The sequence below is a fragment of the Dyadobacter sp. CY323 genome (genome assembly GCF_021390245.1).
Classification (GTDB): domain Bacteria; phylum Bacteroidota; class Bacteroidia; order Cytophagales; family Spirosomataceae; genus Dyadobacter.
The window spans coordinates 17,377-38,853 of the sequence record NZ_JAJUXH010000003.1; the positions used below are offsets into that span (position 1 = coordinate 17,377).

23 protein-coding genes are annotated in these 21,477 nt (G+C 43.0%); 15 read left to right on the forward strand and 8 right to left on the reverse strand.

Features of this window, described 5'->3' with window-relative positions; genetic code table 11:
• Window positions 1-3 precede the first annotated feature (3 nt).
• Both dnaG and LZG72_RS06200 read left to right on the forward strand, forming a co-directional pair.
• On the forward strand, window positions 4-2,034 hold the full coding sequence (gene dnaG / locus LZG72_RS06195; RefSeq protein ID WP_233868943.1) for a DNA primase: 2,031 nt from the start codon (window positions 4-6) through the stop codon (window positions 2,032-2,034).
• Window positions 2,035-2,056: 22 nt separating this feature from the next.
• Complete coding sequence (locus LZG72_RS06200) at window positions 2,057-2,599, forward strand: DUF4136 domain-containing protein (protein WP_233868944.1); 543 nt, start codon at window positions 2,057-2,059, stop codon at window positions 2,597-2,599.
• Between the two features lie 56 nt (window positions 2,600-2,655).
• On the opposite strand, the gene LZG72_RS06205 is transcribed toward LZG72_RS06200, so the two are convergent.
• Window positions 2,656-2,958 (reverse strand): YtxH domain-containing protein, encoded by a 303-nt coding sequence (locus tag LZG72_RS06205; protein ID WP_233868945.1) that lies wholly within the window; start codon window positions 2,956-2,958, stop codon window positions 2,656-2,658.
• Between the two features lie 133 nt (window positions 2,959-3,091).
• Here LZG72_RS06205 and LZG72_RS06210 point away from each other — a divergent pair, with 133 nt between their 5' ends.
• Window positions 3,092-4,165 (forward strand): oxidoreductase, encoded by a 1,074-nt coding sequence (locus LZG72_RS06210; protein ID WP_233868947.1) that lies wholly within the window; start codon window positions 3,092-3,094, stop codon window positions 4,163-4,165.
• Window positions 4,166-4,174: 9 nt separating this feature from the next.
• On the opposite strand, the gene LZG72_RS06215 is transcribed toward LZG72_RS06210, so the two are convergent.
• Entirely contained in the window at window positions 4,175-5,182 is a 1,008-nt protein-coding gene (locus tag LZG72_RS06215; RefSeq protein WP_233868949.1) for a YpdA family putative bacillithiol disulfide reductase, read from the reverse strand.
• 119 nt (window positions 5,183-5,301) lie between these two features.
• On the opposite strand from LZG72_RS06215, the gene LZG72_RS06220 reads away from it, so the two are divergent.
• From LZG72_RS06220 to LZG72_RS06255, 8 genes are all read left to right on the forward strand, one after another.
• Window positions 5,302-6,306, forward strand: a complete 1,005-nt coding sequence (locus LZG72_RS06220) for an aminodeoxychorismate synthase component I (RefSeq protein WP_233868951.1) — start codon at window positions 5,302-5,304, stop codon at window positions 6,304-6,306.
• Entirely contained in the window at window positions 6,284-6,886 is a 603-nt protein-coding gene (locus tag LZG72_RS06225) for an aminotransferase class IV family protein (protein WP_233868953.1), read from the forward strand. Before LZG72_RS06220 ends, LZG72_RS06225 begins: the two co-directional genes overlap by 23 nt.
• A 39-nt stretch (window positions 6,887-6,925) precedes the next feature.
• Window positions 6,926-7,156, forward strand: a complete 231-nt coding sequence (locus LZG72_RS06230; protein WP_233868955.1) for a hypothetical protein — start codon at window positions 6,926-6,928, stop codon at window positions 7,154-7,156.
• Window positions 7,147-7,443, forward strand: coding sequence for a type II toxin-antitoxin system RelE/ParE family toxin (locus LZG72_RS06235; protein ID WP_233868957.1), 297 nt, complete (start codon window positions 7,147-7,149; stop codon window positions 7,441-7,443). Before LZG72_RS06230 ends, LZG72_RS06235 begins: the two co-directional genes overlap by 10 nt.
• A gap of 35 nt (window positions 7,444-7,478) precedes the next feature.
• Window positions 7,479-9,974, forward strand: coding sequence for a primosomal protein N' (gene priA, locus LZG72_RS06240; RefSeq protein ID WP_233868959.1), 2,496 nt, complete (start codon window positions 7,479-7,481; stop codon window positions 9,972-9,974).
• Window positions 9,975-9,999: 25 nt separating this feature from the next.
• On the forward strand, window positions 10,000-11,439 hold the full coding sequence (gene pyk / locus LZG72_RS06245) for a pyruvate kinase (protein WP_233868961.1): 1,440 nt from the start codon (window positions 10,000-10,002) through the stop codon (window positions 11,437-11,439).
• A gap of 145 nt (window positions 11,440-11,584) precedes the next feature.
• Window positions 11,585-12,208, forward strand: coding sequence for a Uma2 family endonuclease (locus LZG72_RS06250; protein WP_233868963.1), 624 nt, complete (start codon window positions 11,585-11,587; stop codon window positions 12,206-12,208).
• A 30-nt stretch (window positions 12,209-12,238) separates the two neighbouring features.
• Window positions 12,239-12,862, forward strand: coding sequence for a Uma2 family endonuclease (locus LZG72_RS06255; protein WP_233868965.1), 624 nt, complete (start codon window positions 12,239-12,241; stop codon window positions 12,860-12,862).
• A gap of 196 nt (window positions 12,863-13,058) precedes the next feature.
• Here the strand turns inward: LZG72_RS06255 and LZG72_RS06260 are convergent, their stop codons facing one another.
• The 4 genes from LZG72_RS06260 to LZG72_RS06275 form a co-directional block, all read right to left on the reverse strand.
• Entirely contained in the window at window positions 13,059-13,208 is a 150-nt protein-coding gene (locus LZG72_RS06260) for a hypothetical protein (protein WP_233868967.1), read from the reverse strand.
• 132 nt (window positions 13,209-13,340) lie between these two features.
• Window positions 13,341-13,550 (reverse strand): hypothetical protein, encoded by a 210-nt coding sequence (locus tag LZG72_RS06265; protein ID WP_233868968.1) that lies wholly within the window; start codon window positions 13,548-13,550, stop codon window positions 13,341-13,343.
• A 178-nt stretch (window positions 13,551-13,728) separates the two neighbouring features.
• A complete protein-coding gene (locus LZG72_RS06270) occupies window positions 13,729-14,169 on the reverse strand; it encodes a hypothetical protein (RefSeq protein WP_233868969.1) in 441 nt (146 codons plus the stop codon).
• A 12-nt stretch (window positions 14,170-14,181) separates the two neighbouring features.
• Window positions 14,182-14,754, reverse strand: coding sequence for a Panacea domain-containing protein (locus tag LZG72_RS06275; protein ID WP_233868970.1), 573 nt, complete (start codon window positions 14,752-14,754; stop codon window positions 14,182-14,184).
• Between the two features lie 207 nt (window positions 14,755-14,961).
• Here LZG72_RS06275 and LZG72_RS06280 point away from each other — a divergent pair, with 207 nt between their 5' ends.
• From LZG72_RS06280 to LZG72_RS06295, 4 genes are all read left to right on the forward strand, one after another.
• The gene (locus LZG72_RS06280) at window positions 14,962-15,336 is read left to right on the forward strand and encodes a BlaI/MecI/CopY family transcriptional regulator (protein ID WP_233868971.1); all 375 of its coding nucleotides are present in this window, start codon (window positions 14,962-14,964) and stop codon (window positions 15,334-15,336) included.
• A gap of 12 nt (window positions 15,337-15,348) precedes the next feature.
• On the forward strand, window positions 15,349-17,106 hold the full coding sequence (locus tag LZG72_RS06285; RefSeq protein ID WP_233868973.1) for a M56 family metallopeptidase: 1,758 nt from the start codon (window positions 15,349-15,351) through the stop codon (window positions 17,104-17,106).
• 3 nt (window positions 17,107-17,109) lie between these two features.
• Window positions 17,110-18,972: a TonB family protein gene (locus LZG72_RS06290; protein ID WP_233868975.1), complete on the forward strand. Its 1,863-nt coding sequence runs from the start codon at window positions 17,110-17,112 to the stop codon at window positions 18,970-18,972.
• Window positions 18,973-19,063: 91 nt separating this feature from the next.
• Complete coding sequence (locus LZG72_RS06295; protein WP_233868977.1) at window positions 19,064-20,095, forward strand: Gfo/Idh/MocA family protein; 1,032 nt, start codon at window positions 19,064-19,066, stop codon at window positions 20,093-20,095.
• Between the two features lie 61 nt (window positions 20,096-20,156).
• On the opposite strand, the gene LZG72_RS06300 is transcribed toward LZG72_RS06295, so the two are convergent.
• Both LZG72_RS06300 and LZG72_RS06305 read right to left on the reverse strand, forming a co-directional pair.
• On the reverse strand, window positions 20,157-20,549 hold the full coding sequence (locus LZG72_RS06300; protein ID WP_233868979.1) for a biopolymer transporter ExbD: 393 nt from the start codon (window positions 20,547-20,549) through the stop codon (window positions 20,157-20,159).
• Between the two features lie 11 nt (window positions 20,550-20,560).
• The gene (locus LZG72_RS06305) at window positions 20,561-21,241 is read right to left on the reverse strand and encodes a MotA/TolQ/ExbB proton channel family protein (protein WP_233868981.1); all 681 of its coding nucleotides are present in this window, start codon (window positions 21,239-21,241) and stop codon (window positions 20,561-20,563) included.
• Window positions 21,242-21,477 lie beyond the last annotated feature (236 nt).

Below are 21,477 nucleotides of genomic sequence, written 5' to 3' on the forward strand. Positions count from 1 at the left end.
ATCATGCGCATTAACCCCGAGACAGTCGACCGAATTAAGCAAACTGCGGATATCGTAGAAGTTGTCGGGGATTTTGTATCTCTTAAAAAAAAAGGAGCTAATTATTCTGCATGCTGTCCTTTTCACAATGAAAAGACGCCATCCTTCAATGTAAATCCGGCCCGACAGATCTATAAATGCTTCGGATGCGGTGCCGCCGGAGACTCCATTAAGTTCGTCATGGACGTTGACGGGATCGGATATGGTGAGGCATTGCGGTATCTGGCCAATAAATACAACATTGAAATACTTGAAGAAGAAGTTACAGATGAAGAAGCTTTGCGCCAAAATGAGCGTGAAAGCCTCTACATTGTTCTTAATTATGCCAAAAATTTCTATCAGCATCAGCTTCTGAATAGCGATGAAGGTCAGGCGATCGGACTGACTTACTTCCGCGAAAGAGGTTTTACAAGCGAGATCCGCAAAAAGTTTGAACTGGGTTATAGTCTTGATACCTGGGATTCGTTCTCAAAAGAAGCATTGGAAAAAGGGTACTCGGCTCAATTGCTCGAAAAAGCAGGATTGCTCATCCATAGGGAAGGAAACCGCCCGGCAGACGGACATTCCGCTGGTTATGACCGGTTTAGAGGAAGGGTGATTTTTCCCATCCATAATATTGCAGGAAAGGTAATTGCATTTGGCGCACGGATTCTCAAGTCCGATAAAAACAATCCCAAAGCTGCCAATCAGCCTAAATACCTCAACTCACCCGAAACGGACGTTTATCACAAGAGTGAGGTTTTGTATGGGGTTTTTCAGGCGAAAAACGCGATTCGTCAGCAAGACCATTGCTATCTGGTAGAAGGATATACCGATGTAATTTCACTCCATCAGGCTGGGATTGAAAACGTGGTAGCCTCTTCCGGGACGTCACTTACGGTGGAGCAAATACGTTTGATCGGACGATTTACACCAAATGTGACAATTCTTTATGATGGTGACATGGCGGGCATTAAAGCCGCATTGCGTGGGCTCGACCTGGTTTTGGAGGAAGGACTGAATGTAAGTGTCGTGCTTTTTCCGGATAACGATGACCCGGATAGTTATGTTCGTAAGGTAGGTGCTGAGGCGTTCAAAGCCCATTTAAAGAACGCCACAAAAGATTTTATCACTTTTAAAACTGAGGTTCTTTTACAAGACGCAGGAAATGATCCTTTCAAACGGGCGGAACTGATCGGTGAAGTTGTAAACAGCATTGTAAAAATCCCTAACCCGATCAAAAGGCAGGTATTTTTTCAAAGAACATCCGAAATGCTGCGCGTGGATGAGCAAATGCTCATTACCGAAGGCAACAAACTTCTCCGCAAACAACAAAGCGCACAAAAAACCCAGGATCGAACCTCCCGTCAGTCCGGTAATGCGCCAGATTCGCCAAATGAGTTCATAAATGCATTTGAAGGTGGATTTCAGGGAGATAATGCGGAAATCCCAGTCGATTTTTTTGCTCCGGATAAAGACCAGTTCGAGGCTCCGCAGCGAAGCAAATTGTCTTATCAGGAAGAAGCATTTGTGAAATTACTGGTGATTTACGGGACGAAGGAACTGGAACCGACCATTACGGTTTGCCAGTATGTTTTAGGGCAGATAGAAGGAATTGAGTTTACAGATACGATCAGCCAGCACATTCTGACCTTGTTCAGGGAAAATTACAGCCGCGGACGTATTTTGCCTACCGAATATTTCCGGGACCACCATGAGTCCGAAATTCGCTTCAAGACGATAGACTGGCTCACGCCGAAATACGAATTGAGCGAATTGTGGCAGCAGAAGCACGAAATTTACGTGCCGTTGGAAATTGATGTTTTGGATAGGACCGCTTTTAATAACATTCTCCGGCTTAAAAAGGCTTTTATCGAAGAAAAGATGAAAGTATGCCTGCAACAGGCGGTCCATGCCAGATCGGAGGAAGAACAAAGTGCCATTATGACTGAATTCATGCATTACAAATCAATTAGTATGGCTGCCGCGAAAGAACTGGGCAGTGTGATCGGATAATTAACTTCAATCTTTTCCGGCTATGAAAAACGTATTTTTTTGTCTCGCTTTCGCTTTGATTCTTTCGGGTTGTAATTCTTCTTATAAAATCCTGAAACCGAAACAAGAAGCTGATTTCAGGCTTTCGGGTTATCCCACTTTTGGATTTTACGACATTGAGGCGGCTGGGGACACCATACCTAAGAATTTTGCGCAAAATGTTGAAATCATTAAAACCGCGATTGCAAAAAATATGCAGGCCCGTGGTTTGGATGAGGCCCGTGATGCTACTCTTAAAGTCAATATTGCGATAACGGTGAAAGACCAGGTTCAAACCCGCCAAACTGATTTTCGGACAGATGGCCTGCCGCGTTATATGGGGCAGCGGAGATATAGCTGGAAAAGTGAGGAGGTAGTGGTCGGCAGATACCGGGAAGGGACGATTATGATCGATCTGGTCGATGCAACTACGAATAAATTGGTATGGCAAAGTGGCGCTTCCGGAATTATCCCCTCGAAAAGCAAAAATTTTGAATCCGATATCAATCAGGCGATCAGCGAGATCGTAGCAAGCATTCCAAAATGACATAAAAAAGGCTGTTCCATTTGCGAAACAGCCTCTTTTTTATGTCATTTTAAGATTTATACATTGTTGTTCACAACGCTGCGAACTTTATCGCTCGCATTATCAGCAACACCTGTCGCCTTATCTTTCACAGTATTTACATTTTTCAAAAATCCGTCCTTCAGTTTGTCTGCCAAAACCGACAATTCTTCAAGGCTCTTTTCATAAGTATCCTTTGCGCTGCCACTCAGGTCAGTAGCTTTGTTTTTAATTAACTTACGAGTGTCTTTTCCGTTTTTTGGAGCGACTAAAAGGCCAATTGCAATGCCTGTAATCAATGCACCGATTGAGCCTATCAAAAATTTTTGATTCTTGTTCATACAATTTCCTATTTTGTGATTATAATTTCCTAGAACTGTATACGATAAAAATACTGTGCCAATTTATCAAAGAAATTCTCTCTTTCAACCATTTGGATGGCTTTTCTGGCTGACATTTTTGCTTGCAAACATCATGTCCGGAGAAGCATCTGCACAATGGAAGGTAATCGATCTTAAAACCGGCATTCATATGCGTGCGGTTCATGCTGTAACTCCGGGTACGTGCTGGATCGGCGGTACAAACGGCACGGTGCTGAGAACTACGAACACAGGTAAGACCTGGAAAACCTGTAAAGTTTCAGGGGCAGATTCGCTCGATTTTCGGGACATACATGGCTTTGATAAGAATGTCGCGGTCGCAATGAGCGCAGGGTTGGCAGAAGCCGGAAAAGCAAGGATTTACCGTACTGAGGACGGCGGAGATAGCTGGAGTCTTGTGTACCAAACTACACAAAATGGGGTTTTTCTGGATGGAATCGACTTTTGGGGTAAAAATAAAGGCATATGTGTCGGCGATCCGCTGCAAGACCATCTGTTTATTCTAACTACTGAAGATGGCGGTAAGACCTGGCAGGAACTACCAATTGAAAAACGTCCCGCAACCGAGTCAGGCGAAGCATGTTTTGCTGCGAGTGGTACTTCCATTATCGTAAATGCCAGGAGTTCCGTTTTTATTGGAACCGGTGGCAGCAAATTCGCACGGGTTTTCAGATCTGATGATTATGGACAATCGTGGGAAGTCTCGGCCACGCCACTTGCAGCCGGACCCACCAGCGGTATTTTTGGGTTACGTTTTTGGTCTAAAAAACGCGGGATGGCAGTGGGCGGCGACTATAAAAAGACTGTAGATTCCACTCAAAACGTATTAATGACACAAGATGGTGGTGTTACCTGGACGCTCTCGGGAATGACCAAGCCCGGCGGGTTAAAAGAGTCGGTTGCACTCTATCAAAGCACTACCGCAATATGGAATGGCGAATCCCAGGTCCGGTTGGATGATTATGCATTGGTAGCATCCGGCCCCTCAGGCAGCAGCGTATCCGTTGACATGGGAAAATCCTGGAAAGCACTTGGGAATGAAGGTTTTCACGCCCTGAGTTTTGCCGGACCCGTGGGCTATGGCGTAGGTGCCAAGGGTTTGATCGGGAAAATTGAAAAGATCTCGATGAAAAAGAAAAAGAGAAAATTGGTGTTGGTTGAAGAATAAAACGGCTTGTTAAATCCTGTCGATCAGCTCTTTTACTTTCCGGATTTCCTTTCCGGTTAAATGGTCTGCAATGGCAGCAGCGTGTTCGCGTCCATTTTCAATAAAAACTTTTTCCGTAAATACTCCCGCCATAACGGTACCACACAGATAAAGGCCAGGGACATTTGTTTCAAAATTATCTGGATTATAGGTAGGTACTTTCGTAATGGGATCGAGAGTAACCCCGCAGCGTGCAATCAAATGTTCATCAGGCAAATAACCTACCAGCAAAAAGACAAAATCCGCAGGCAGCCATTCCATTTTTCCTGTTTCTATATTCCTGATCTGAATGCGACCCGGCTCGATGGCCTCGGTAACGCAGTTAAAACGCGTATGAATCTTGCCTTCCTTCACCCGGTTTTTCACGTCGGGCACCAGCCAATATTTTACTTTCGTTCTGAAATCAGCTTCTTTATGCACAATGGTAACATGCGCATCGTGGCGGTATAATTCAAGCGCAGCCTCGACCGAAGAGTTAGAGCCGCCCACCAAAACCACATTGGTGAAGGAGTATTTAAATGGCTCATCGTAGTAATGCGAAACGTGCGGCAGGTTTTCGCCGGGCACATTCAGCATGCGCGGAACATCGAAATAACCGGTTGCGAGGACTACGTTTTTAGACTGAAACACTTGTCCATCATTCGCATAAGTCAGAAAAGTACCATCGGCCTGCTTTTCAGTGCGATCTACATCGACAAAAAGTTTGAAGTTAAGGTGGTAATAACCAGCGACTTTACGATAATACTGCAACGCCTCATTCCGGTTTGCTTTTACTTCCGAGATTGCAAAAGGGATTCCTCCGATTTCAATATTTTCAGCGGTTGAAAAGAAACGCATCCGCCTCGGGTAGCGGCGAATGGATTCGGTAAGATTCCCTTTTTCGAGGATTAAATAGTCGAGGCCGCTTTTGGCGAGCTCCACGCCCATCGCTAATCCGCATGGTCCGCCTCCGATAATGATAACGTCGTGAATGTGCATTTTTCTAGGTCAACCGGCTTTCTGCCGTCGGTTTATTAACCCCCTAATTTAGATATTGGTTTCTGAACTTTGTAAATTAGCTGACTGTTCAAAATGTTCAAATCTATCGTTTTTCGAGGTTGACAGACACTGTTCGCAATTTCGTTGGGAATCTGAATGCGTGGGGAAAGTCAAAAACCCCATTTGTTTTTTTTGTGGATTATCAGATTCAAAATCCGGTTGCGATGAAACTGAGTGAAGTCGATCCATTACAAATGCATTTTGATTTTAATGGCTTTACAAATCTTCCCGCAGATACTAAAAAAGAACTACCTGCCGATTTCTATTTCAACAAATTTCCGATACCATTTAAGGTTTATCAGGAAAAATTCGAGCACGTACTCCGGAATCTCAAAGCCGGGAATTCCTTTCTCGTGAATCTGTCCGTACCCACGCCAGTTGACACAAATCTCAGTCTTTCAGATATTTACCAAAACAGTGAAGCACTTTACCGATTGTGGTACCGAAACCAGTTTGTTTGCTTTTCGCCTGAAATTTTTGTTAAAATAAAAGGTAACCGCATTTCAAGCTTCCCAATGAAAGGTACCATAGACGCCTCCATCCCGGATGCTGAAAATGTGATACTGAATGATTATAAAGAAGCTGCCGAGCATGCTACGATTGTCGATCTGATCCGAAACGATCTCAGTATGGTTTCGGAAAAAGTGTGGGTAAACCGGTACCGGTATATCGACCGCATTCAAACCAGCGACAAAACACTTTTGCAGGTCAGCTCCGAAATTGCGGGCACGCTTACAACTGATTTCGACGGACAGTATGGCAGCGTTTTGTTAAAATTACTGCCAGCAGGATCAATAACCGGCGCACCCAAACCAAGTACGCTGCAAATTATCCGGGATGCAGAAGGCTATGAAAGAGGCTATTACACCGGCGTAATGGGGTACTTCGATGGCGAAAATTTCGAAAGTGCGGTAATGATCCGGTTTATAGAAAATCAAAATGGCAAGCTGGTTTTCAAAAGTGGCGGCGGAATTACTGCATTAAGTAATGCCCAAAATGAATATCAGGAATTAATCGATAAAGTTTATCTTCCATTCAGTCATGTCCCACACGCTGTGTATTGAAACGATTTGTGTTAAAAATCGTGAGCTCAAAAATCTGCATTATCACCAGGCTAGGTTGAATAAAACCAGAAAAGAGCTTTGGGGCTATTCGGATAAATGGGACTTGCCGGAACTGATCATTATCCCGGATAGCATTGAAAATGAGTTATATAAATGCAGAATCGCATACGGAAAAGAAATCGATAACATTAAATGGGAACCGTATTCGCCGCGAACCATTCGTAAGATCCAGAAAGTGTACGACGATACCATCGACTACTCCTATAAATACGACACCCGCGACGAACTGAACACTTTATTTGCCCAGCGGGAAGATGCGGATGAAATACTGATCATCAAAAATGGCTTGGTAACCGATTCATTTTATTGTAATGTCGGTTTTTTTGATGGTGAAAAATGGTTTACTCCCACCAGCTACCTTTTGCCTGGTACGCAACGGGCATTATTACTGGATTCCGGGATTATTTCAGAAAGAGAAATCGCTGAAAATGATATTCAGAATTACAGTCATATCAAACTTTTCAATGCGATGGTCGGCTGGGGAAATGCGGCGATGTTGCCGGTTAGCGCGATTGGGTAGTAAGTGAACGAGACATTAAATAATTGTATATTTGATATTATGGATATACAGACCGAAAAAATCGAATTGGCCAAACGGCTGCTAGATACTGAGGATCAGAACATTATTAATGCTGTCAAATCAGTATTTAAAAATTTCGATATCGAAAACAAATGGGGTGATTTACCCGAAAAAGTGGTATTGGATATTGAAGAATCGCTGAAACAGCTCGACGCGGGAATAGGCATACCACATGATAAAGCCAGAGAAATTTATACGAAATGGCTTTAGACATTATCTGGTCTCCCCGGGCACTCGATAATTTTCGAGATGTAATAATTTATCTGGACGAGAATTGGACGGAGCAGGTAAAACGAGACTTTGTCAAGCGAACAGAAAAAATACTTGATCTGATTGCTGAGCATCCACATATGTTTAGACAAGTTTCAGAAACTACTTCTGTTCGTGAAGCAGTGATTACAAAACACAATTTATTGATATACAAAATTCAGAAAAATCAGATTCTAGTTTTGGCAGTGTTTGATACTCGTCAACACCCGAAAAGAAAAAGTATTTAGTAAGAGTTTATCTCCATTAGAATCCTCAAAATTCAATGACCTCACTTTTCGAGGAAGAAATCACATTATTTGCCGACCTGATTTTGCCGGTCCCGGTACCTGCGTTGTTTACATATCGGGTGCCTAGGGAGATGAGCGGTGCCATTAAAGTTGGCGCACGGGTAATTGTTCAGTTTGGACAAAAACGGGTGATTACTGCAGTAGTTGCCAAAGTACATTCCACGCCACCCGTCAAATATCAGGCGAAGTACATTCTAGAATTACTTGACGATCAGCCGATTGTAACATTGCATCAACTTGAACTTTTCAGTTGGGTATCAGAATATTACCTGTGCAACATTGGTGAAGTTATGAATGTGGCATTGCCGGCCGGACTCAAAATTTCTAGTCAGTCGAGAATACAGGTTAATCCTGAATTTGAATATGATGATATTCTCACGGACGAGGAGCGGATCGTCATAGATGAAATCAGGCGGCAGCAAACCTTGTCGTACGAGGAAGTCGAGCGTTTGTTGCAAAAATCGAATATTACCAAAATCATCAAATCGTTGGTCGGCAAACGGGCGGTCATTCTATTTGAGGAAGTAAAAGAAAGATACAAACCCAAAGTGCTGAAAAAGATAAGGTTAACAGCATCTTACATTACCAATGAGGCACTCTCCAAGCTGGCAGTATTGCTCGAAAAAAACCAGAAACAACAGGAAATCCTGTTGAAGTATTTAAGTTACATTCCAGTCTATAACAATCCCCACCTCAACCAGAAAGGATTGGATAAAACGATTTTCGGCCAGGATGATTCTATTTCGAGTGCATCTTTAAACACATTGATCAAAAAAGGCATCTTCGAGCAATTCGAAATTTTTGTTTCCCGGTTTGATGATCTTCCCGCGGGAAATATGGCGAACATTACATTGACCGAATCTCAAAAAGAAGCTTCCAGTCAGATTGAGGCTCTTTTTAAAGAAAAAGAAGTAGTACTACTTCATGGAATTACGGGTAGCGGTAAAACAGAGGTTTATATTGAATTAATAAAAAAAGTACTGGAAGGCGGCTCGCAGGTACTTTTTCTTTTACCTGAAATTGCATTAACGACTCAAATCGTAGTCCGGCTGCGGAAAGTTTTCGGCGATGCAATGGGTATTTATCATTCCAAATTTTCGGATAATGAGCGTGTAGAGGTTTGGAAAGGGATTTTAGACGGAAAATTTCAGTTTGTCGTCGGTGTACGGTCCGCTATTTTTCTTCCTTTTGACAATCTCGGATTGATCATTGTGGACGAGGAACATGAAACTTCCTACAAACAACACGATCCGGCGCCCAGATATAATGCGCGCGATGTGGCGGTGGTCATGTCTTACATGCATAAAGGAAAAACGCTACTCGGCTCCGCAACTCCCTCACTGGAAAGCTATTATCATGCAAAAAGCGGCAGATATGGATTGGTGGAAATGAAGCAGCGTTTCGGAAATGCGGCATTACCTACTTTTGAACTGATTGACACTAAAAAGGAGAAGAAACAGAAGAAAATGAAAAACGAGTTTTCTTCTGTTCTGATCGAACAATTACAGCATAATCTAGATCACAAAGAACAAACCATCCTTTTCCAAAACCGCCGTGGTTACTCTCCGTATTTGCAATGCGAGGAATGCAGCTGGATTTCGGAATGCCCGAATTGCGACGTGAGCCTTACTTATCACATGAAAGTGAAGGAGTTACGTTGCCATTATTGCGGACATAAAGAAGAAGTGCCCAGAACCTGCCCGAATTGTGGTTCACCAAAAGTGAAGACAATGGGTTATGGTACCGAAAAAATTGAGGATGAACTTCATATAATGTTTCCCGAGGCGCGCGTGCAACGAATGGACCTGGACACGACCCGCGCGAAGAATGCATACCAGCAGATAATTCAGGAATTTGAGACTGGTGGCATTGATATTCTCGTCGGGACTCAGATGGTAAGTAAAGGTCTGGACTTCGATAATGTAAGTGTGGTGGGCATTTTCGATGCGGACCGCATCATCCATTTCCCCGAATTCCGGGCTTCTGAGCGTGCTTTTCAAATGCTGACGCAGGTGAGCGGCCGGGCAGGACGACGTGCCGATAAACCTGGAAAGGTGTTGATCCAAACTGCCAATCCTTCTCAGCGACTTCTCGGCAGGATCGTCGAAAATGATTATGAGGGAATGTACGAATCGGAGATTGTGGAACGTGAGAAATTCAATTATCCGCCATTTACGAGACTTATAAAGGTGACTGTCAAACACATAGACGAAGCTGTTTCGAAGAGAGCCGCCGAAATATTGGCAGGAAGCTTGACGGCAAATTTAGGCGCGAGCCGGGTTTTGGGACCGCAGCCTCCATTGGTCGAAAGGGTAAGAAATCAGTTTTTGTTCGACATTCTCATCAAACTTGAAAGAGAAAAGATTAATTTTAAGGCGGCAAAGTCCTTTATACAGGAAAAAGTAATAGACTTGTTAACCGATAAGACTATCAGAAGCATCCAGGTCGTCATCGACGTGGACAGTTTATAAATCATTTCTTACTGCAAATCCATCTATGTCTTCCAAAAAAACCAGAATTGTTGCAACCGTAGGCCCCGCCTCCGAATCAAAAGAAACTTTATACGCATTAGCAAAAGCAGGTGTTAACGTTTTCCGTCTGAATTTTTCGCACGGAACCCACGCAGATCACCTTATGAGACTGAACACCATACGTGAAATTAACGAAGAATATGGCTTGAATCTGGCAATCTTGCAGGATTTGCAGGGACCAAAAATCCGGATCGGCCTCGTAGCCGAGAAAGATGGTGTGCTGATCGAACCAGGCAAAAAACTGATCCTTTCCAATACAGAAGTTCTTGGTACCGCCGAAAAAGTAAGTACACCATATGACGGGATGTACAATGACGTGAAGATCGGCGACCGTATTTTAATGGACGACGGAAAACTGGAAGTTCTGGTAACCGGAATGGACGGAAGCGACGTGGTGACCGAGGTGATTTACGGAGGTTATCTAAAATCCAAAAAAGGTGTCAACCTGCCTAATACAAAGGTTTCCATGCCGTCGGTTACCGCTAAAGATTACGAAGATCTTGACTTTGGACTGGAACATGATGTGGAATGGGTGGCACTTTCATTCGTGCGTACCGCTGCGGAAATCACCAAAGTGAAAGAATACATCGCAAATAAAGGTAAAACGGCTCGCGTTGTCGCGAAAATCGAGAAGCCCGAAGCGATCGTTAATATTGACGAAATCATTGAAGTAACGGATGCGATCATGGTTGCCCGCGGTGACCTGGGAGTGGAACTTCCGGCAGAAGAAGTGCCAATGATCCAGAAAATGATCGTTGACAAATGCAACAAAGCCGGCAAGCCGGTAATTGTTGCCACTCAAATGCTGGAAAGTATGATCGACAGTCCGCGCGCGACACGTGCCGAGCTGAATGACGTTGCGAACTCGGTACTGGATGGCGCCGACGCCGTGATGTTGAGCGCAGAAACGGCCTCGGGAAAATACCCGCTTTTGGCCGTTGAAAGCATGACGCGTACGATTGAAAGGGTTGAATCAGAGACGAATAGCATTTATTTCAAGCACCACGCCATGGTGAATGATAAATCAGGAATTTACAAACTGAATGATAATGTAGTGATGAGCGCGTGCCGATTGGCCCGTGATACGCAGGCGGCTGCCATCATCGGAATTACACGTTCGGGATATACTTCTTTCCGTTTGTCCCACCACCGCCCGAAAGCGAATTTGCTGATTTTTACCTCTAATAAGATGCTTATGAACCAATTAGCACTTTACTGGGGGACGAAAGTGTACTATTACGACCGCGATCAGGGAGTTTCTACGGATGATCTGATCGAAGACATTAAAGTATTCCTGGTTGAAAAAGGCGAATTGCAAAAAGGAGATGTGTTTATCAACACATTGAGCATGCCAGTTTCGAGACAACGTAAAACGAATACTGTGAAGTTGAGTGTAGTGGAATAAACAGTATATAAGACTAAGATTAAAGCAGCGGGCCAGCCTCGCTGCTTTTTTTATATACCAAATGTTCAAAAATGACGCCGGCAGCTAACTGGATAATTCTTGAATTCAAGAATCGTTATATTTGGTAAAGTAAAAAGACTCGACTATGATGGCTTCCCCAAATCCGCGCAATGTTTTGCCAAAAGTTTCGGCGAAGAGAGTACCTGACGTTCTGGTTCATGAAATAATCGATGGCATTCCTTATTACCGCAAAGGTTATAAAGAGGTTTTAGCCAAAACCAAAACGATTCAGGACATAATGGGTTCAAGTTCCTTGCAGGCTTTTATTATTACCTACCTGATTGTCACGATCGGAAAGCAGCTGGACGAGGCACTTTATAGCTTACTCGCGAACGAAGCCGGACTGCATCTTGATAAGAGAAATAACGTAGCTGGCGATCTGTTGATTTTCGATAACAAAACACTTACAATCAATCAGATCAATAAAAAATACGCGGCCGTACCTCCAAAAATATGCATGGAAGTAGACGTTGATATCGTCACGGAACATGCAGACGAAAGCATTTATATTATGTTGAAAACCAAAAAACTCCTCGATTTCGGAGCGGAAAAAGTGATCTGGTTTTTTACTGAATCGAAAAAAGTAATGATCGCAACTTCCGATGCAGACTGGCAACTGCACGATTGGAACAACGAAATTGAAGTTTTGGACGGGATTACTTGTAATGTAGGTAAGTACCTGAAAGATAAGGGTTCAGAGTTTGCGTAAGTATATTATCGAGCCAAATAGCTAATTCCTATGATCGCTTCACCAAATCCAGGAAAGGTTTTTCCAAAAGCTTTTTCCAGCAAAATACCCAACGTTCTGATTCATGAAATAATAGACGGTAGGCCTTATTATCGAAAAGGCTACCGTGACGTTTTGGCCAAAACAAAGACCTTAGACGATATTATGGGTTCAAGTTCGTTGCAGTGTTTTATCATTGAATACTTCCTCAGGCTACTTTTTGTTGGCTTAGATCCTCAAAAATATCGTATTGCGACAAATGAGGCCGGCCTGCATTTAGATCGCAGGAATAACCTGGCTGGCGATATCCTGATCTTTGATTCGCAGGTGCTCACCATTGATAAAATCGACAAAAACTATACGAAGGTACCTCCGAAGATAAGTATTGAGATTGATCTGAATATTGATCTGGAAACCACCACCGAAAACAGTTACATGAATCTGAAAACCAGAAAACTCCTGGATTTCGGTGCCGAAAAGGTAATCTGGTTCCTGACAGAACCAAAAAAGGTAATAGTAGCGACTTCGGATGCGGAATGGCTAACACTTGACTGGCACAACGAAGTCGAAATTTTGGACGGAATCACTTGTAATGTAGGTCAATACCTGAAAGACAATGGCTCCGAGTTCGCGTAAGTGTATCCTTTGAGCGAAATTTTTAAATGCAGCTCAGTCGCGCCAACAACGCGACTGAGCTTTTTTGTGTCAAATGCTTTTAAGCTTACCATGATTTTCACCCAACTGAGCGACTAACGTCGCGCGAAGCTGGTTTACGATGTGGATCCGCATTTCGGGTGTAACTTCTCTTAGATTTGGAGTAAACAGGAAATCCTCAACCATCCTGAAGTGATCCGATCATTTCACCTACGCCGTCGGTTTTGAAAAACTGTTCGACAATGCGGGACTGATTGGCCAACGCCCACTCCCGACTATTAAAATTCATTTTTCCACCATTGTTTGTTGACTCTGAAAGTGTGTTCATTGATTTTTGAAGGTTTGATTGTTAAATTGATTTAACCGACCCGGGTTTCGTTGTTGGTTGACGTAGTTCCGGGTTTTCTCTTTTATATAAATTGTCTATTTTCCGACAAAAATTTAATAAATAAAAAAGCCATTAAGGCTCGTAGGCGATAGACGTTTGTATCTTAAAGTGACCAAACTCTATCAAAATTTCTCTCATGCGTTTTTCAGATATTCCCTGCTTATAGGTATAGTCTTTCCATGCTCTAACGGCTTTGCCCTTCTTTAAATCGGGACTAAGTGACGGATAAAGGTTCTTGATCCACCAGTCAAAAGCCTCAGGTACTGTCTCGAATTCCTTCATTTCTCAAATAAAGTTATTTGTCTAATATCCGACAAATATTTTCTTATTCTTTTTGATAACTTGGTTATTGCTGAGATGCATCAGCTCCCGAAGATAAGGGGGTTTGCCGTTTAATACAATTTACAGTCCAAACTGCTAGCTACTTACAAAACTCGTTGATATCCTAAGATCATCAAGATTAATCAACCAAAAGCATCCTCACTTCATCCTTAAACTCCTCGTCAACCCGCCTGCTCACCAGAAATCCCTTTATAATTTTCTGAAATTCAAATACTGTCACTGCTCCGCAAAAGGGAATATTTCGCTTGGCATTTAATGACAACAATTCAGCCTCTGTGTAAGCGAAATAACCATTACAATTGACATATGTAAAGTCATGCAACCCATTATCCGATGTTTCATGATCAATACTAACCAATGTATCCAGACTTTCGCGAACCCGGGTAATGTGCTTTAGATTTTTCTCAAACTGAGAAGTGCAGCAAACGGTCGTCAAATAACCACCATCGATTTTCTTGATGAAAATGTGATAATGCGGAATACCGTTGGCGATTTGCGGGTCTGATATATAAAGGATGTTTCCCGAGATGAAAGCGCGTCTTAATTCTTCTGCCGTCATTTTATCCGGCTACTAAGCGTTTGCAGTTTCGAAAAATAGCTCCTTTGCTATTTCCAAATCTTCTTTATCGTCGTTGAATAAGCCTTTATCATCAATGTAGTTTTCGAAAAAATCATTGATATCCATTTTATAGCTGGAACCTGATCTTTCAATTTTTTCCTGAAATCGTTTCCATTCCGGAAAATAATGGGAGTAATTGGCTAGCTCAAACTGGTCTAACCCGTTATAATTTTTCAATATCTCATCTGCAATTTCCAGGTCAGTTTCTGAAAAAACTTTTGCATTCACTTCCTGGACAGAAATGATCATATGCCCGCTCAAACTCAGGTATTGATCAAAATATTGCTTTTCGATCGACTGGGGATCAACTTTCCCTTCAACAAAATTTTTGGTATTGGATGGAACCGCGCCCCATTCCATCGCGTAATGAGTGTCGCCGGTCACAGTTCGGGCGTATCTCCTGAGATGTAGCCTGTTAACCAACCAAATTAATTTGAATGCTTTCATTTTATTGATAGCACCCTGATTGTAGGCGGCAAAATAGTTGATTAACTGAGCTGCCTTCTTATGGTTATAGTCTTTCATAATTTGTGCGTGATTTTGAAGCGCAAATATATCATTTCCCACACAAATAGCTGCCATTTCCCCCAGCAAACCAATTACTCAAATTTAGATATAACGGATCATCCATTGTCATTTAAGCAATAACTAATAAAATAGTTTTGAAACTAAATAAATAGTCTTAACTTTGATTTACTGGATTTCGAAATCTCTAACAGAACACAATTGAATATGGACATTCGCACGCTTACAAGAGCAGAAGAAGAGATCATGAGGATTCTCTGGCAACTCAAAAAAGCATTTGTAAAAGATATTCTGGCCGAAATGCCCGAGCCTAAGCCGGCTTATAATACGGTTTCCACAATCGTCCGCATCTTGGAAAAGAAGGAAGTGGTGGGCTATACTGCTTACGGAAAAACGCATGAGTACTTTCCATTGATCACCGAGGAAGAATACAAACGTCACGAGATGAAACAATTGATGGTCAATTACTTCGATAATTCGCTCTCCAATCTGGTTTCTTTTTTCGTGAAAGATAATGACCTCAAAACCAAAGATCTGGACGAGATTATGCGACTGATCAATGACCACAAAAACGAACAATAAAATCGATTAGCCATGGACACTTTCATCTATATCGGCAAGGTCAATTTGTACTGGATTATGCTTTATGCCTGCTACTGGCTCATGTTGCGTAATCATACGTTTTTCAAATGGAACCGGCTTTATCTGCTTGGCTCTCTGATGGTTGCATTTGCATTGCCATTTGTTATCTATCCTGAAACGGCACCGGTCCTGGTGCAATACGAGATCTCCGCGGAAGCATTTACATTGGCTGCCGAGGAAACTGTCGAACAACCGTTTATTACCTGGACACAGATTGTCTGGCTGCTCTATGGAGCTGGCTTTTTAGTGGCGGCAATGCGATTAATCCGGCACAGTATTGAGCTCAAAAACTTTTTGAACGCGGGTGAAATCATAGACCTGGACGACTGCAAGGTGGTTTTAATTGATTCGGATAAAATTGGCTCATTTTCATTTCTTAAATGGATCGTGATCAACCGGAGTGATTATGAGAATCATTTCGACGCCATTCTCCGCCACGAAATGGTGCATACCCAGCAGCTGCATAGTCTGGATATTCTCTTCATTGAGATTCTCAAAGTGGTATTCTGGTTTAATCCATTTTTGCTGCTTTACAAAAGGTCTTTCCAGGAAGTGCACGAATTTCTGGCTGACGAGCAAGCGCCGAATCGCGAGAAATATGCCCGTTTTCTAGTAGCATATGCATTAAATGCACCCGTAGCCTCTCTTACCAATCATTTTTTCAAACCATCTCAAATTAAAAGCCGGATCAAGATGATTTACAAGAACAGAACATCGAAATGGATGCTGGGCACCTACGCCATTGCATTGACATTAATCGGAACCGTCGCGCTCGTTGTTGCGGGTTGTGAGCAAAAAGAAGATTCGGCAATAACAGAATCGGAAAAAGACGCGAAAACAGTTGAAGTGGTGGAAATGAGAGGTGACAAGGTTTTTTCCGTTGTTGAGGAACAGCCAGAGTTTCCGGGCGGCACGCAGGAAATGTACAAGTTTATGGCAACTAAGATCAGATATCCTTCGGCGGCCGTGAAAGCAAACATTTCGGGTAGGGTATTCCTTTCGTTTATCGTAACCGATGATGGCAATATTTCTGAGGTGGAGGTGCTGAAAGGCATTGGTTATGGCTGTGATGACGAAGCTGTGCGTGTGTTGAAAATGTTTCCTAAATGGCAACCCGGACGTCAAAACGGAATTCCTGTAAATGTGAAGTACAACTTGCCGATCAATTTTCAATTAGAAGATACAGATTCGAAAAAATCCGCATTGAAATTGAAAACAGATCCTGCAAAAGAGCCATTGATGATTGTGGACGGAAAAACAATGAACGCTGCCCAGGTTGAAAAGCTGGATCCGAATACGATAAAGAGTGTCAATGTTTTAAAAGATAAACTCGCCTCAACGACTTACGGTGAGAAAGCCAAATACGGTGTGGTGGAAATTCAGACGAAGGGTGGCAAACTGGCGGCAAACTCCAAACCTGCATCCGTCGAGAATCAAGGCACAGTGGTCACCGCGTTCCGGTCCGATCTTGGATTCACCAACGCTGACGCTGGCCTCGCGAAGGTGACAATCAAAGGCAATGCAAATATTGGCTCGTTACCGCTAGTTATTTTGGATGGTGTTACACAGGAAAAACGGGGTGAGGCGGCGTTCAAAGACATTAACCCTAATGATATTCAAGCGATTAGCGTACTCAAAAATCAAAGCGCGGTTTCAGCCTACGGAGAAGAAGGTCGGGACGGTGTTGTTGTGATCACCACAAAAAAATAGATCATGGAAACGCTCCTCTATCTTGTAAAAATCAATGTATTTCTAACCGTTTTTTACCTTGCTTACTGGCTGCTTTTTCGCAATCATACCTTTTTTGTATGGAACCGGTTTTATCTTTTGGGCTCGCTGATCCTGGCTTTGATACTTCCATCCATTACTTTCACGGAAACGTATCGTCCCGAAATTGCGGAAGAAGCAAATGCGATTCCCGCTACACAACCTGCGACGGTTTCTCTCCCATTGCAGGATCAGGGAATTGATTGGGTGACGATCATTCTGATCTGTTACGCGATTGGTGCGGCGATTATGTTTGGCAGACTAGTGGCTTCATTTTATAAGATGTTTACGGTTGTAAAACGGGGTGAAAGTTTTGAAACCGGCGAATACACCTTGATCTTACTTGACAAAAAACAACCCGGAAACAGCTTCGCCGGCTCTTTCTCTTTTTTCAAATGGCTCATTGTTTCAAGGGACGACTATGAGCACAATCCAGACGTAATTCTCCGGCATGAATACGTTCACGTCCGGCAGCTGCACAGTCTGGATATTATTTTGGTTGAATCTTTCAAGGTTATTTTCTGGATTAATCCGGTAATCTGGCTCTACAAGAATGCGATGCAGGCCGTTCACGAATTTCTGGCCGACCAAAATGTCTCTGATCGCGAATCTTACGCCAGGTTTCTTGTTTCTTACGCTTTGAATGTTCCAAGATCCATGGTGGCCAATCATTTTTTCAATTCTTCATTGCTTAAAAGCCGGATCCATATGATTTACAAGAATCGCACGCCGCGCCGGGCACTTGGTAAGTACTTATTAATTCTGCCAATTACAGCACTGGCCGTTTTCCTTACTGCTGCACGGGAGCGCATCGCCGAGCAAGTTCCAGCGACTGCAACAGCCCAAAAACAAAGTAGGCCGGCGTTGGCTGATAATGATCCAAAACCAGTTCAAAATGAAACTATCGACATTCACGGAACGATCATCGACGAAAACGGCCGGTATGTAGCAGACGCGATTGTTATACTCGCGGGCTCAACAAGAGGATTTGCAACTGATAAAGAAGGGAAATTCGAGTTGAAGGAAGTCCCGGCGGATGGGAAACTCGTAGTAAGTCATGTGAATTTCAAATCGGCTGAAATATTCATCGAAAAAAATAAAACAACGTACGGCATTACGCTTCATAAAAACACAGAAGTCATTTCGGGTGGAGAACTTACAAGACCAAAACCGGGAGAGAAATTTACCAACTATCATGCAGGAAACGTGACGGAAACCACTTCGGCAGCCTACAAGGTAACGGAGCAAAAACCGCAATTCCCGGGTGGGCACGAGGCAATGCTCGGCTATTTGCGTGAAAACATCAAGTATCCGGACGCCGCATTAAAAGCTAATGTTCAGGGTGTTGTACTTGTTCAGTTTACGGTGGATGTAGATGGAACACTGGGAGATGTGGTGATCATAAAAAGCGTGGGTTTTGGACTCGATGGAGAGTCGATCCGATTGGTAAAGAAAATGCCAAAATGGGAACCGGCCATTCAAAACGGCAAACCGATCAGGTCGAGCCAGGCGATCGAGATCAACTTTGATCTTGAAGAAGCAAAATCGAAGAAACAACAGGGTTATCTGAATGTTCAAAAATCCGAAAATCTATTCACGATGGATGATTTGGGAAAACGTTTTAATAAAGTCTTTGATTTCTCGGCCATTGAGGAGGTTCCAAAAGCTGCAAAAAGTGATACCGCGCGTACTTACTCTACCAATTACCGGTACAGCCCATACAAGATCGCTACTCCTGGCTTTGTAACCAGGCCAACCAACGCTGTCTTTCCCAAATACAGAACAGTAATGAAATACCAAAAACCCTGATAAAACGCATGCACGTTCGGTTAATGCGTTTGTGTTAGTTAAATAATGTTTCGATATTTTCAACTTCGAAACATTATTTAATTGTATTTGGATGTCACTTCTCAAAGCTGCCATTATCGGCGGCGGCCACATTGCCGATCAAAATCATATTCCGGCATTAAAAGCATTATCTGATCAGGTCGAAGTTGTGGCCATTTGTAGTCGCGACAAGAATAAAGCGAGAGTACTTGCCGACAAACACGGAATTCCGTTTGCATTTGACGATGCGCTTGAAATGTATTCCAGCGAATGCAAACCCGACATCATCGTCAACTGCACCGCCAACAACCTCCACTACCCTTTCACAATTCAGGCACTTGAACACGATTGCCATGTTTTATGTGAAAAACCACCTGCGATGAGCGGCGCGCAGGCCAGAGAAATGGCTGAGTTGGCAAAATCCAAAGGCAAAGTTCTGGCCTACAATTTCCAACTGCGCCAGACAGACGAATACCAACTCCTGCGCAAATGCCTAGAAACCGGACAGTTAGGTAGGGTTTATCACATTAAAGCAAACTTTCTGCGGAGACGTGGGATTCCGGGCTGGGGGAATTTTACAAATAAATCCATTCAGGGTGGCGGCGCACTGATTGACCTCGGCGTGCATATCCTCGATCTTGCATTAAGTATTATGGATTATCAAATGCCTGACCGAATCGTCGCCAATACCTATGATTACATTGGAAAAGCAGGTGGCAAAGGTTTAATGGGAGAATGGGATCCGGAAAAATTTGAGGTTGAGGATAGCTGTTTTGCGCATCTTTCGTTTCCTGATAATTCCAGCATTGCATTATCATCGTCTTTTGCATTAAATACCAAAATGCAAAAGAACGTCAATCTTGAAATCTTCGGAACGAAAGCTGGCGCGCTGCTGAACCCATTTACATTGTATACAGAGTTTGCCGGAGAACTTACCGATATGAGCTTTCCGCATTTGGAAGAGCCGGATATCCAGTTGAAAAACACCGCCGCATTTCTTGACTTATGCGCCGGGAAACCAAGTAATATCTGTAATGCAGATCAGGGAGCTGTTTTGCAGGAAATTGTTGAGAAGATCTATCTGAGTGCAGAAACTCAATCCTAAAACAAAAAAGCAGCCCGGAACATGTTTTCCGGGCTGCTTGGAACTAGTACTTTAAATTTTTCTATTTGGCGGTAGCCATTACCATTTTAATGTCATTCTTCGCTCCCAGTTCCAGTACATCTACCAGATCCTGAACTGCTAGATTTTTATCCACTCTCAATACAATTGTTTTTTCCTCCACATTGGCAAAAAGACCTTGTAACTCAGCTTCCAGACGATCGAATGGAACCGGTTCTTTATCAATGAAGTAACCTTTGTTTTCGTCAATGGAAAGTGTGATCTGCTTTTTGTACATCTGCTGCGTGGCCGACGCTTTCGGTAACATCAGCTTGATCACATTCGGATTGGACATCGTAGAAATGATCAGGAAAAACAGCAGAAGGAAGAACATGATGTCGTTCAGAGAGTGCGTAAACACCTCCGGAGCGAACCGGGCCTTGCGACGTATTTTCATATTTTTAAATTTTACTTAGCAGCAACCGGCTTTTGTAGTACATCCAGAAAATCCGACGCCGCCATTTGCAGTCTCAATGCAAAACGGTCGATTTTCATATTCAGCAAGTGATAGCCTGCGTAAGCAATCAGACCAATAATCAAACCGGAACCGGAAGTGATCATTTTTTCATACATACCACCCGCAATGGTGCTGATATTGAAGTCATTAGAAATAGAGATATCGTAGAAAATCCGGATAATCCCAGAGATCGTACCCACAAAACCGAGCATTGGCGCGATACCTGCGATAACTCCGAGATAAGGTAAATTCCCTTCCATCCGCTGTATCTCGATCTGACTCGCATTTTCAATGGTAGTCTCAATGTCTTTGATCGGGTAACCAATTCGTCCAATCGCACGTTCCAGAATCCTGCCGGCTGCATTGCGCTGATTTCTGCATGAAGATTCAGCAGATTTAAGATTTCCCTGCTGAATAAAATCTTTCACATTATCGACAAACTGCGGCTCGATCTTCGCATTCGCACCAATTCCCAGAAACCGCTCGATGATTAAAAAAAGTGTCGACAGTAAAAGAAGTCCGAGTGGTAACATTACCCAACCCCCTTTGGCAAGAAGATCTATAACGGAAAGCCCCTGATCGGCAACGGGCGCTGCCATAGTAGAGTCAGTAAGTGCTTGCAGAAGCATCATATGAAAGATAAAAAGTGAATGGTTAAGCTAATGTAATTGAGGTCAATTCGGTGTAAAAACAACTTTGATCTTAAACGGAGCAAGCAGCCCCATATTGTTTAAAGGCCAAATATAGGAAAATTACTGTTAGAGGACGGAACCATGCACTTTTAACCTTCGTAAAAACCACTGACTAATGTCATAATTAAACATTGATTAAAATCAAGGAAAATTGGGATGTGCGTTGTTTCTTTGTG